Genomic DNA, 11,900 nt, shown 5'->3' with positions numbered 1-11,900 from the left:
CCCGTTCTGTGGGGTATGGGCCGAGGATACGGCCCGTACCCCGTGGGCCGGCGGTCCACCACGGCGGCGGGCCGCCGGCCGGGGACGGCGTCAGCCGAAGAAGACGCCGGCCTCGTCGTACAGCTTCGGGTCGACCGTCTTCAGTTTCGCGGTGGCCTCGGTGATCGGGACGCGGACGACGTCGGTGCCGCGCAGGGCGACCATCTTGCCGAAGTCGCCGTCGCGGACGCAGTCGACGGCGTGCAGCCCGAAGCGGGTGGCGAGCCAGCGGTCGAAGGCGCTGGGGGTGCCGCCGCGCTGGATGTGCCCGAGGACGGTGGTGCGCGCCTCCTTGCCGGTGCGCCTCTCGATCTCCTTGGCCAGCCACTCGCCGACGCCGGACAGCCGCACATGTCCGAAGGAGTCGCGGGACTCGTCCTTGAGGACCATCTGCCCGTCCTTGGGCATGGCGCCCTCGGCGACGACGACGATCGGGGCGTAGGAGGCGCGGAAGCGGGAGGTGATCCAGGCGCACACCTGGTCGAGGTCGAAGCGCTGCTCGGGGATGAGGATGACGTTCGCGCCGCCGGCGAGTCCGGAGTGCAGGGCGATCCAGCCGGCGTGCCGGCCCATCACCTCGCAGACCAGGACGCGCATGTGGGACTCGGCGGTGGTGTGCAGGCGGTCGATGGCCTCGGTGGCGATGGAGACCGCGGTGTCGAAGCCGAAGGTGTAGTCGGTGGCGGACAGGTCGTTGTCGATGGTCTTGGGCACGCCGACGCAGGGCACGCCGTACTCGTCGCTGAGCCGCGCGGCCACGCCGAGGGTGTCCTCGCCGCCGATCGCGACGAGCGCGTCGATCTCGTTCTTGGCGAGGTTGTCCTTGATCCGCCGGATGCCGTCCTCCTGCTTGAGGGGATTGGTGCGCGAGGAGCCGAGGATGGTGCCGCCGCGGGGCAGGATGCCGCGCACCGCGGGGATGTCGAGCCGGACGGTGTCGTTCTCCAGGGGGCCTCGCCAGCCGTCCCGGAAGCCGACGAAGTCGTAGCCGTACTCCTGCACGCCCTTGCGGACGACGCCCCGGATGACGGCGTTGAGCCCGGGGCAGTCGCCGCCTCCGGTCAGTACTCCGACGCGCATGGAAATGTCCCTTCGCCGCGGTTGCCTGGTGAGGCTCACGCTAAGGGTGACGCAGGTCACTCCGGGACGGGCGCGACGGTCAATTCCGGTGAAATGTCCGGTAGTTGATCACGGCAAATGCACTCGAAAGGGTGACTTGATCACTTCACGCCGGTTTACGCGCGATCGCAGCCCTATGCCCTTCTCGCCCTATTCGCCGTCGAGCCCGCGTTCGATGGCGTAGCGGACCAGTTCGACGCGGTTGTGCAGCTGGAGCTTGCCGAGGGTGTTCTGCACATGGTTCTGCACCGTGCGGTGGGAGATGACCAGACGCTCGGCGATCTGCTTGTAGCTGAGGCCCTTGGCGACCAGGCGCAGCACCTCGGTCTCGCGCTCGGTGAGCCGGGGCGCCCCCGGCTCCGGGCCGTCCGTCCCGGCGCCGGCGGCGGGCGCGGGTTCGGCGGCCAGCCGCCGGTACTCGCCGAGGACCAGCCCGGCCAGCCCCGGCGTGAACACCGGGTCGCCCGCGGCGGTCCGGCGCACCGCGTCCAGCAGCTCCTGCGTGGAGGCCGACTTGAGCAGATAGCCGGTGGCGCCCGACTTCACGGCCTCCAGCACATCGGCGTGCTCGCCGCTCGCGGAGAGCACCAGTACCCGCAACGCCGGGTTGTGCGCGACGAGTTCCTTGCAGACCTGGACGCCGGGCTTGACCGGCAGATTGAGGTCGAGGACGAGGACGTCGGGCGCGGCGGCCAGGGCGCGGCGCACCGCCTGCTCGCCGTCGCCCGCCGTGGCGACCACCTCGAAGCCGGACTCGGCCAGATCGCGGGCGACGGCGTCCCGCCACATCGGGTGGTCGTCCACCACCATGACCCGCACCGGCGTGTTCTCCTCGCCCTGCCCGGTTCCGGTTCCGCTCGTCGCCGTCATCGGTTTCCCGCCTTCCCCCGCACCCACGCCGCGGCGCCGCCGCCGCGGGCCTCGCGCGGATGCTTCTCGTGCTTCTCGTGCTTCTCGTGCTTCTCGTCCGTCGCGTGCTTCGGGTGCGACGCGTTCTTGGGTACGGTCAGTTCGACCTCCGTGCCCTGGCCGGGCACCGAGATCAGCGCGGCGGCGCCGCCGATGTCGCGCAGCCGGCCCCGGATCGACTGGGCCACCCCGAGCCGGCCCTCGCCCTCGGCCTGGGCGAGCCGTCCCTCGGGGATGCCGGGCCCCTCGTCGCGCACGGTCACCAGCACCGACTCCGGTTCGTCCTCCACCAGGATCCAGGCCCGCGCGTCCTCGCCCACGTGCCGGCGGACGTTGTCCAGCGCGGCGCCGACGGCCGCGGCCAGCTCCCGGGCGACGGCGGCCGGCAGCGGCACCGGGGCGCCCGGCTCGGCCAGGGCCACCCGGGAGCCGGCGTACGGGGCGAGCAGCGCGCGCAGATCGACGGAGCCGTCGCCCCGCCCGTCCCGCCCGCCGCGCCCGCCGGGCTCGTCCCCGTCCTCGCGCTCGTCCCGCTCGTCCACGAGCTGGACGAGGGCGCCGTCGGCCGCGTCGGTGGAGACCCGGGAGACGGGGACCATGCCGCCGGAGACCAGGGTGCGCAGCGCCACCTCCTGCTCGCCCGCCAGCCGCCCCAGTTCCGCCGCCTCGCCGCCGATCACCGCGCCGCGCCGCTGCACCATGGCCAGCACCTGGAGCACGCTGTCGTGGATGTCCCGGGCCAGCCGCTCCCGCTCCCTGGTCGCGGCCTCGATCTCCAGGGCGCGGGCGAGGGTGCGCTCGGAGGCGCGGGCGACCTCCACGACGTAGCCGATGGCGATGGAAGCGACCCAGACCAGGACGACGTTGTGCACGGTGTCGCGGGCCGGGACGCCGCGCTCGACGAGGTTGGCGACGGCGATCGCGGTGGAGGCGACGGCGGCCCACCGCCAGCCGCCCTTGACCGCGAAGGCGAGGACCGAGCCGGCGGTCCATATCGACGGCAGGGTCGGTCCGCCCTCCACGATCCGGGCGTGCGCGTCGGCCACCGGGGTGAGGAGGATGCCGCAGACGGCGAGGGAGAGGTCGACGGCGAGGAAGGGGCGGGTGCAGCTCGCGGCGTTGGCGACCCGGGGCAGGGTGGCCAGGGTCCACACGAAGATCACGCAGTAGTACGCGACGGCGACCCACGGGCGCGGGAAGCGGTCGTAGGCGGTGGCGAACAGGCCGACCGCGTAGAACATCGTCAGCACCCGGTAGCCGGCCAGCGCACGCCACATGGGCTGCTCGACCGACATCCTCATGACGCGCGCGCGCCTGGGCATGCGCCCCTCCCCCCGTTGTCCGCGGTCGCCTACTCCGCGGTTCTCTCCTCTTCGGCCCGCCCGTCGTCCCCACGGGTCCGGCCGTTCTCGTCCTGCCCGTCGTCGCGGGTCCGGCCGTTCTCGTCCTGCCCGTCGTCGCGGGAGCTTCCGGCCGGGGTCCGCTTATCGTCGCCAGCCGGCCCGGCCCCGGCCTGCCGCTCGTCGCGGGAGGGTCCGGCCGCGGCGTGCGCCTCCTCCTCGGCCTGGACCTCCCTGCGGTTCGCCTCGGCCGCCTCCCGCTCGGCCCGCTCCTTCTGGGCCTGCGCCTTCTCGGCCTTCTCCATGGCGGCCGCGGCGGCCTTCTCCGCCTTCTCGGCCTCCTTCTCCGCCTTGGCCGCCTCCGTGAGCTGCCGCTTGGCCGCGGTCGCGTACATGTCGACGTACTCCTGGCCGGAGAGCTTCATGATCTCGTACATGACCTCGTCGGTCACCGCGCGCAGGACGAAGCGGTCGTGCTCCATGCCCTGGTAGCGGCTGAAGTCGAGGGGCCTGCCGATGCGGATGCCGGGGCGCATCAGCTTGGGGACGACCTTGCCGGGCGGCTGGATCTTCTCCGTGTCGATCATGGCGACCGGGATGACCGGCGCGCCGGTGGCCAGCGCCACCCGGGCCAGACCGCCCGGCTTGCCGCGGTAGAGGCGTCCGTCGGGCGAACGGGTGCCCTCCGGGTAGATGCCGAACAGCTCGCCGCGCTCCAGCACCTCGATCCCGCTCTTCACCGCGGCCTCGCCCGCGCCGCGCGCACCGGAGCGGTCCACCGGCAGCTGGCCGACGCCCTTGAAGAACGCGGCGGTCAGCCGGCCCTTCACGCCGGGCGTGGTGAAGTACTCGGCCTTCGCGATGAAGGTGACCTTGCGGTCGAGCACCGCGGGCAGGAAGAACGAGTCCGAGAACGAGAGGTGGTTGCTCGCCAGAATGGCGGGGCCCTCGGCCGGAATGTTCTCCAGGCCCTTCACCCAGGGCCTGAAGGCGAGCTTCAGCGGCCCCCCGATGGCGACCTTCATCGTGCCGTAGAACAACCGAGTTCCTCCCGTGTGTGTCGATCAGACCATAACCCGCTGCACCGCCGAAGGACCCGACGGCCCTGGTCGGTGTCAGTGCGGTCGCGTACGGTGAAGTACCCGCAGTCGACGGCCGCGCGCCGCTGCGGCGGGCCATCCTGCCTCGACGTACCTGTCATCGACGTGCCGAGTCCACTCACGAACAGGAGACCGACGTGCCGGTCCTCCCCGGAGCAGAGCCGTACCGCCACGAGGGCGGGGAGGTCGGCGTCCTCCTCTGCCACGGCTTCACCGGTTCCCCCCAGTCGCTGCGCCCCTGGGCCGAGTATCTCGCCGAGCGCGGTCTGACGGTGTCGCTGCCGCTGCTGCCCGGGCACGGCACGCGCTGGGAGGACATGCAGCTCACCGGCTGGCAGGACTGGTACGCCGAGGTGGACCACGAGCTGCGCGCCCTGCGCGAGCGGTGCACGCGCGTCTTCGTGGCGGGACTGTCGATGGGCGGCGCGCTGGCGCTGCGGCTGGCGGCCAAGCACGGGGACGCGGTCGACGGCGTGGTGGTCGTCAACCCGGCCAACAAGGTGCACGGCCTGTCCGCGTACGCCCTGCCCGTGGCCCGGCACCTGGTGCGCACGACGAAGGGCATCGCCAGCGACATCGCCAAGGAGGGCGCCGCCGAGCTGGGCTACGACCGGGTGCCGCTGCACGCCGCGCACTCGCTGCGGGTCTTCCTGCGCATGCTGGACGGTGAGCTGCCGCAGGTCACCCAGCCGCTGCTGGTGCTGCGCAGCCCCGCCGACCATGTGGTGCCGCCGGCCGACCCGGCGCGGATCCTCAGCCGGGTCTCCTCCCTGGACGTGACGGAGGTGCTGCTGGAACACAGCTACCACGTCGCGACGTTGGACCATGACGCGGACCGGATCTTCGAGGAGAGCTACGCCTTCATCGGACGGCTCGCACCCAGCGTCGGCAAGGAAGGGACGGCCCAAGGTGGCTGAGCACGACTCCGACCGCGAGGGCCGGGAGAACGGCGAGCCGAGGCCGCCGCACCGTCCCGACGGGGCGGCACGGCCCGGGGAGGCGGTACGGGACGACGCCGCGGTACGGGACGACGCGGCGGTACGGGACGACGCGGCCTCCGGGGCGGCTGAGGCGGGTGGCTCGGGCGAGGCTGCGCGGGCCTCCGACGCGGTCGAGCCGGCCGACGCCGGGCCGGCCGGGGCGACCCAGCCGGTCGACTCAGCCGAACCCGCCGGACCGGGCGACGGGCTGACGGCGGGCGATCCGATCTCAGCGGTCGATCCGATGAAGGCGGCCGATCCCGTCAAGGCGTCCGACGCGGCCAAGGCCGCCGATCCCCTCAAGGCGTCCGACGCCGTCAGGTCGGTCGACGCCGGCGACGCGCGGGAGGCCGGGGAGTCCCGGGCCGCGGGCAGGGCGGCGGAGGCGGGCGCCCCGGGCGGACCGGTGGAGCGCACGGCGGCGGGCATGCCGCTGGACGAGGAGGCCGCCTGGGCCGCGATCGTCGCCGGGTACGGCGAGGAGCCGCCGGACCCGCCGGGCGCACGGCCGTTCCGGCCGATCCGGGACCTGCCGCTGCCGGAACCGCCGGACGCGGACGACGAGCGGCCCGGCACCAAGGACCGCCCGAAGGCACGGCGGCCCGAGGACGGCGGCCCGCAGGACGGACGCGCCACGGGCGACGGGCGGACCACCGGCGACGCAGCGCAGGACGGGCGTTCCGAGGAAGCGGGGCCGGGCGCGGCCCGGCCGCTGGGCGGCTCGGTCTCCTTCGCGCCCGGCGTCGGCACGCCCGCCGGCCCGCGCGACTTCACGGTGCGCGAGCCCTCCGACGACGACTTCGACGAGGACGACGAGGGCCACTTCGTGCCCCCGGAGCCGCCCCCGCTGCCGGACGCGGACGCCACGGCGAAGTTCGCCTGGCTGGGTGTGATCGGCGGGCCCGTCCTGCTCCTGCTGGCGGTGCTGCTCGGCTGGGACATGACGTGGTGGCTGACCACGCTGAGCATCGGCGGCTTCCTCGGCGGCATCGCGACGCTGGTGGCGCGGATGAACCCGGGCGACGACGAGGACGACGACCCGGGGCGCGGCGCGGTCGTGTGACCGGGACGAGAGCGGTCGTGGAGACGACGACGGGGGCCGTACGCCGGTACGGCCCCCGTCGTCGTACGCCCGCCCGTACGGCGGCGCTACGGCGGCTCCGTCCCGCCCTCGGTCACGCGGTCACGCCGTCGCCGGGATCTTCAGGGCCGCGAGCACCGGACGGTGGTCGGTGGCCGCCCTGAGGTCCGCCTCGGTGACTCCGGGCTGGTCCAGCGGGACGCCGCAGCCGAGCACCTCGATGCCGGGGGTGGCGAAGATCGCGTCGATGCGGCGGTGCGGCTCGGTGGCCGACCAGGTGTGCTCGCCGCCCCAGGGGGCGGTGGCGTAGCCGTCCTGGAGGGCGTCTGCCAGCCGCCGGAAGGCCGGGCCCTCGGGGCCCTCGTTGATGTCGCCGCCCACGATCGCGTGCTCCACGCCCATCTTGGCGAGCCGGTCCAGGAGCAGCCCGCTCTGGTCCTGGCGCTCGGCGGCGACGAGGGAGAGGTGGGAGGCGAGGACACCGAGCCGGGCGCCGCCGAACCGGACGACCGCGGTGGCGAGTCCGCGCCGGTGCTGCCCGGGGGTGAGCGGCAGCAGGACGTCCTCGGTGCGCTCGACGGTGGCCCGCAGCGAGCAGAGCACCGCGGGCCCCGCGGCGGTCGCGCCGCCGGTGAGGATCACCAGGTCGGTGGCGGACGCGAGCCGGGCCAGCTTCTTGCGCCAGCGGAAGAAGCGGGGCGCCTCCTGGAGCAGGACGAGATCGGGCGCGCAGGCCCTGATCACGCGGGCGAGGGCCTCGAAGTCGTCCTGCAGCGAGCGGATGTTGTAGCCGAGGACACGGACGACGGCGGAACCGTCGGGTTCCGTGCGGGAGTTGGGCAGCAGCATGACGATCAACATACGCCGCGCCCGCCGCCCGACCGGCACGGCGACCCGTCTCGCCGACGAGGCGGACCGCGAGCCGCCCTCCAGGCGGCGGCCCGCAGCGGGGCATCCCGCTTCCCCGCCGGGCGCGCGAACGCATCGCCCCCGGGCGGTCCGCACGCCCGCCTCGGCCCGCCCGGTCAGACACACCGCCCCGCCCCGCGCCCTCACACCGGCAGCGCGCCCCGGGCCTCCCCGGCGGCCCCGCGCCTCCACAGCGGCAGCGCGTCCCCGGCCTCCCCCGGCCGCCCCGCGCCCCCACACCGGCACCGCGTCCCCGGCTTCCCCAGCGGCCTCCCCCACCGCGGGAACACTCCGCCGTCCCGGCCACGCAGTCCCGGCCACGCAGTCCCGGGGGGGGGCAGCGCACGCCCCGCGCACACGCCCCCACACCCGCACACGCCCTCAGGCGCACATCCACACCCACACCCGCCCGTTCCTCCCCCGGACACGCCTGCGCCCACCGGCCCGGACGGAGAGGGCGGTGGGCGCGTGGTCGCTCGGCGGACGGGGCCGCCCGGCAGGACCGGCCGTTCGACGGGCCGGGGCCGTCCCGTCCGGCAGGCGCGGCCGGTCAGGGGGCGGTGTCGTTCACATGACCGGGTCGGGCTCCCGGGCCAGGTCCGCCGCGCCGACCAGGCCGGCCTTGTTGCCGAGCTGGGCGGCGATCACGTCGGCGACCGGCCGCCAGTTGCCGCCGACCAGCCAGCGCTTGTACGACTTGCGGATCGGGTCCAGGACCAGTTCGCCCTCGTCGGACAGTCCGCCGCCGACGATGAAGGCGGACGGGTCGAAGAGGGAGGCCAGGTCGGCCAGGCCCGCGCCGACCCAGCGGGCCAGCTCGCGGTAGGAGTCGACGGCGACCGGGCAGCCCTGGCGGGCGGCCATGGAGATGTGCTTGCCCTCGATGCCGTCGGGGGTGCCGTCGCCGAGGGCGAGCAGCACCTCGGCGCGCTCCGGGGTGGCGTTGGCGCGCTGCTTGGCGTACCGGACGAGGGCGCGCCCGGAGGCGTACTGCTCCCAGCAGCCCTGCGAGCCGCAGCCGCACAGCAGGCCGTCCGGGACCATCCGGATGTGGCCGAACTCGGCGGCCACGCCGAAGTGGCCGCGGCGCAGCTTGTTGCCGATGATGATGCCGCCGCCGAGGCCGGTGCCGAGCGTGATGCAGATGGCGTTGCGGTGGCCCTTGCCGGCGCCGAACTTGTATTCGCCCCAGGCCGCGGCGTTGGCGTCGTTCTCCACGACGACGGGGAGGCCGACGCGCTCCTCGACCTTCGCCTTGAGCGGCTCCTGGCGCCAGTCGATGTTGGGCGCGAAGTAGACGGTGGAGCGCTGCCGGTTGACGTATCCGGCGGCGCCGATGCCCACGCCGACGATGTCGTGCCCCGCGCGCGCTCCCTCCACCGCCGAGGCGATGGCGTCCACGATGGCCTCGGGTGTGGTGGGGGTCGGCACCTTGAAGGTCGAGAGGATGTTGCCTTCCTCGTCGACCACGCCGGCCGCGATCTTCGTGCCGCCGATGTCGACGCCGATGGTGAGTCCCATGAATCCCTCAGTTCCGGTCGAGCCCCGCTACGGCCAACCGTACCCGAGGCGCCACCGTCCGATTCGCGGCGTCCACCCCCCGAGCAGGCGCGCATCGGCGGCGGAGCCGGCCCCCGGGGCGGCCGAGGGCGGGTCCGCGGTGGGGCTCGTCTTCGGCGGGGGCTCGTCGTCCGGCGGGGCTAGTCCAGGTCGATGCGCTGGCCGCCGCCCGTGCCCTCGCCGCCGTCGCGGCGGCCCGGGCCGTCCCCGCGGTCGTCCAGGTTCTTCAGGTCGCCGTCGAGGTCGTCGGCGCGGCCGGTGCGGGACGTCCAGCGGCGTTCCTGGGCCTGGACGGCCGAGCGGTAGGCGGCGAGGAGTTCGCCGCCGGCCGCGGCGAGGTGGTCGAAGACGTCCGGGTTGCGTTCGATGACCGGTTCGACGGTCGCCTTGGCCTGCTGCACGACCTGCCGCACCACCTGCTGTGCGGCGGGCCCGGCCAGCGCGCCGAGCAGCGGCGACTGGAGCGAGGACAGCTTGCCGGCGACGGCGTCGACGAACTTGCGCAGCTCCTCGGCGGCCGAGCCGGGGGGCGGGCCGTACTCGGCGCGGCGCCGGGCCTGCTCCGCCGCCAGGTCCTCGGCGCACGCCGTCGACCAGGCGTCGTCGTCGGTGGCGCGCGGCGGGGCGGCGGTGGTCTCCTCCTGAGCGGCGTCGTCCCGAGCGGCGTCGGTGGGTGGGCGCTCTTCGCTCATGGCGGGCTCCTGACTACGGTTCGTCCTTCGACGTTACCCGAACCGGGGGCGGCGGTTCATCTCTCGCGCGGCCACAGCGCGGGGTCCGGCGCGAACCGGATCCGCAGCTCCCCCTCGCGCAGGGCGGCGCCCTCGACGGTGCACCGGCGCAGGGCGGAGGGCAGCGGGACGATACGGCGGAACGGTCCCGCGGTGAGCACGAGTTCGTCGCCGCGCCGGACCAGGTCCAGCTCGTCGCGCAGGGCGCCGGGCAGCGGGATGTGCCACACGAGCACGCCGTCCCCGGCGATCTCGTCGGTGACCGGCCAGGCGGCGGGCGCGGGCGCCGGGGCGGCGGCGGGCAGGGCGAGGGCGGTCAGGTCGTCGGGGCCGCGCGGGTCCCGGCCGAGGTGGGCGGCCGGGTGGACGGCGTAGGTCTCCCGCCACTCGTCCAGGGCCTTTCGCTGCTGGGCGGCGAGGGAGGCCTGCCAGGAGTCGGCGGGGGCCTCGGGCAGGACGCGGGTGGCGACCAGCGACTCCACGGGCAGGGCGCGCACGGCGAGGCCGAGGGCGGCGGCGCGGACCGCGTCGGCGCCGGCCGGGCCGGGCTCGGCGACCAGGCGTACGGCGGTGCCCGGGTCGGCGACGACCGCCTCGACGGCGGCCAGCTCCACGTCCCAGCGGGCGGCGGTCTCGTACAGCCACTCGGCGGGCATGGGGACGCCGGCGAGGCGGCCGAGGACCGGGCGCAGGGCGCGGGCGGCCTGCCGCTCGGGCGGCAGCAGCCGGCGCAGATAGCGGCGCAGTTCGGCGGGGAGGGCGAGCAGGGCGAGGGCCTGCGGGGCGGGCGGCAGATCGACGACGAGGAGGTCGAAGCGCTCGGAGAGGGCGGCGTCGCGCAGGGCGCGCAGCAGGGCGAGTTCCTCGGCGCCGGGCAGCGGGGTCAGTTCCTCGGCGTCCAGGCGGGCGGCGCCGAGCAGGTCGAGGACGTTCGCGGCGCGGTCCTGGAAGGCGGCGAGGTCGGCGCGGAAGCCGGCGGCGGCGTCGGGGCGCCAGGCGGTGAGGCCCGGTGCCACGGCCACGGGCTCGGCGCCGGTCGCCGCCCCGAGGACGGCGCCGAGGGTGTCGGTGCGGTCGGCGCTGAGCACCAGAGTGCGGACGCCGTCACGGGCGGCGGCGAGTGCGGTGGCGGCGGCCACGGTCGTACGGCCACTGCCCCCGGGTCCCGTGATCAGGAGGGTACGCATGCCCCGAACGCTACATCCGCCCGCCGCGCGCGAACGCCGGGCCGCCGGACCGCGACCCCGGGAGCGCCCCCGCGATCAGATCCGAACCGACCTCGGCGGAGTCCGGACGGGCCTCGGGCGCACCCGAAAGCTCCCGTGCCGGTCCGACCGCCCGACGAGCCGCCCGGCGGGACCACGAACGGAACCCCGCCCCGCCCCGTTCCGGCTCGGCCGCGAACCGTCCCGGCCGGCCCTTGCCGAGCCCCCGACCGCCCGCCGGAGGAAGCGGAACCCCGTCCCGCCCCGCCCGGAGGGCTACCGCTCCTTCGACTCCACCCGCTTCTTCAGTCCCGCCAGCGCCCGGTCGATGATGACCTTCTCCGCCTTGCGCTTGATCATGCCGAGCATGGGGATCTTGACGTCCACCGTGAGGCGGTAGGTGACCTCGGTGGTGGCCGGGCCCGAGCGGCGCAGGAGGTAGGAGCCGTCCAGGGAGCGCAGCATCTGGGACTTGACCAGGGTCCAGGAGACCTCGTCGTCGCCGGTCCAGGTGTAGGCGAGGGTCTGGTCGTCCTTGATGGCGCCCGCGTCCATGACCAGGCGCACCTGCTCGGCGCGGCCCCGCTCGTCCGCCTTGAGGACCTCGGCCTCCTTGACCTCGCCGGTCCAGTCGGGGTAGCGGGCGAAGTCGGCGATCACCCCCATGACGTCGGCGGGGGCCGCCTCGATCGTGATGCTCGAGCTGGTGTGTTCCGCCATCGCCGTGGCTCCTCCAGGTGCGGACCGGAAGTCGGGTCGTCGTGCGCACGTGTGTGCAGCGGAAGGCTACCGCGCAGGCGCACGGCGGACTGAACCCCCACCAGCGGACATGGCGGGGGCGCGCCCCCCCCCCCCCCCCCCCCCCCCCCCACCCCCCCCCCCCCCGCCCCCCCCCCCCCCCCCCCCCCGCGCCCCCCCCCCCCCCCC

Annotated in this window: 10 protein-coding genes and 1 pseudogene; 2 read left to right on the top strand and 9 right to left on the bottom strand. The window is 75.1% G+C overall.

Annotated features, from left to right (window positions below; genetic code table 11):
• Positions 1–90: 90 nt before the first annotated feature.
• The 4 genes and pseudogenes from K7787_RS05405 to K7787_RS05390 form a co-directional block, all read right to left on the bottom strand.
• On the bottom strand, positions 91–1,119 hold the full coding sequence (locus K7787_RS05405; RefSeq protein ID WP_223000647.1) for a 6-phosphofructokinase: 1,029 nt from the start codon (positions 1,117–1,119) through the stop codon (positions 91–93).
• 189 nt (positions 1,120–1,308) lie between these two features.
• On the bottom strand, positions 1,309–2,028 hold the full coding sequence (locus K7787_RS05400) for a response regulator (RefSeq protein ID WP_050790701.1): 720 nt from the start codon (positions 2,026–2,028) through the stop codon (positions 1,309–1,311).
• Positions 2,025–3,389, bottom strand: a complete 1,365-nt coding sequence (gene macS, locus K7787_RS05395) for a MacS family sensor histidine kinase (RefSeq protein ID WP_223000646.1) — start codon at positions 3,387–3,389, stop codon at positions 2,025–2,027. Before macS ends, K7787_RS05400 begins: the two co-directional genes overlap by 4 nt.
• 263 nt (positions 3,390–3,652) lie before the next feature.
• Positions 3,653–4,432: pseudogene (locus K7787_RS05390) on the bottom strand (lysophospholipid acyltransferase family protein); the annotation flags it as partial.
• Positions 4,433–4,644: 212 nt separating this feature from the next.
• Between K7787_RS05390 and K7787_RS05385 the strand changes: the two are divergent.
• Both K7787_RS05385 and K7787_RS05380 read left to right on the top strand, forming a co-directional pair.
• On the top strand, positions 4,645–5,424 hold the full coding sequence (locus K7787_RS05385; RefSeq protein ID WP_223000645.1) for an alpha/beta hydrolase: 780 nt from the start codon (positions 4,645–4,647) through the stop codon (positions 5,422–5,424).
• A gap of 490 nt (positions 5,425–5,914) precedes the next feature.
• On the top strand, positions 5,915–6,550 hold the full coding sequence (locus tag K7787_RS05380; protein WP_223000719.1) for a hypothetical protein: 636 nt from the start codon (positions 5,915–5,917) through the stop codon (positions 6,548–6,550).
• A gap of 120 nt (positions 6,551–6,670) precedes the next feature.
• Here K7787_RS05380 and K7787_RS05375 read toward each other — a convergent pair whose 3' ends face one another.
• The 5 genes from K7787_RS05375 to K7787_RS05355 all read right to left on the bottom strand — a co-directional run bounded on the left by K7787_RS05375 (position 6,671) and on the right by K7787_RS05355 (position 11,693).
• Entirely contained in the window at positions 6,671–7,429 is a 759-nt protein-coding gene (locus K7787_RS05375; RefSeq protein WP_223000644.1) for an endonuclease/exonuclease/phosphatase family protein, read from the bottom strand.
• A gap of 615 nt (positions 7,430–8,044) precedes the next feature.
• Complete coding sequence (locus tag K7787_RS05370; protein ID WP_019984448.1) at positions 8,045–8,998, bottom strand: ROK family glucokinase; 954 nt, start codon at positions 8,996–8,998, stop codon at positions 8,045–8,047.
• A gap of 179 nt (positions 8,999–9,177) precedes the next feature.
• Positions 9,178–9,729, bottom strand: coding sequence for a DUF5304 domain-containing protein (locus tag K7787_RS05365; protein ID WP_164389427.1), 552 nt, complete (start codon positions 9,727–9,729; stop codon positions 9,178–9,180).
• 56 nt (positions 9,730–9,785) lie between these two features.
• Complete coding sequence (locus K7787_RS05360) at positions 9,786–10,955, bottom strand: ArsA family ATPase (protein ID WP_223000643.1); 1,170 nt, start codon at positions 10,953–10,955, stop codon at positions 9,786–9,788.
• 294 nt (positions 10,956–11,249) lie between these two features.
• Complete coding sequence (locus tag K7787_RS05355; RefSeq protein ID WP_164389519.1) at positions 11,250–11,693, bottom strand: SRPBCC family protein; 444 nt, start codon at positions 11,691–11,693, stop codon at positions 11,250–11,252.
• Positions 11,694–11,900 lie beyond the last annotated feature (207 nt).

The sequence above is a fragment of the Streptomyces sennicomposti genome (assembly GCF_019890635.1).
Classification (GTDB): domain Bacteria; phylum Actinomycetota; class Actinomycetes; order Streptomycetales; family Streptomycetaceae; genus Streptomyces; species Streptomyces sennicomposti.
This window is presented reverse-complemented; position numbering and strand designations above follow the sequence as displayed.